The organism is Halomonas sp. ND22Bw (genome assembly GCF_003011945.1).
Taxonomy (GTDB): Bacteria; Pseudomonadota; Gammaproteobacteria; order Pseudomonadales; family Halomonadaceae; genus Halomonas; species Halomonas halophila.
This window is the reverse complement of the sequence record NZ_PXWD01000327.1, coordinates 1-369: the sequence shown is the minus strand read 5'-3', so window position 1 is coordinate 369 and position 369 is coordinate 1. Positions and strand designations below refer to the sequence as shown.

The window sequence follows — 369 nt, the reverse complement described above, 5'->3', positions numbered from 1 at the left end:
TTCTGGCTGCGGTCGGCTCCACCGTGCTGGCCGGCGCCGCCGCCGCGCAATCGACCGCCAACACGCCGACCACGGTCGATGACGTCATCGTCACGGGCGTTCCCTATGGCGTCAGCCAGAGGGCGGCGGTCATCGCTACCGACGTGCTGGACGAACAGACCTTGGCCACCGCGCCGGCCGCGTCGTTGGGAGACCTGTTGAACGGGCGTCCGGGCGTCCGCTCCACCGACTTTGCGCCGGGCGCCAGCCGTCCGGTCATCCGGGGCTTGAGCGGGCCGCGCGTCCAGGTGCTGACCAACGGCATCGGTCTGATCGACGCCAGTTCGGTCTCGCCCGACCACGCCGTGGCGACCGACCCGGCCGAGGCCA

At 71.8% G+C, this 369-nt stretch carries 1 protein-coding gene; it reads left to right on the top strand.

The genetic code is table 11. The annotated features are described in order from the left end of the window. The coding region (locus tag CVH10_RS18290; RefSeq protein ID WP_219924796.1) for a Plug domain-containing protein at positions 1 to 369 on the top strand (369 nt) is incomplete at both ends.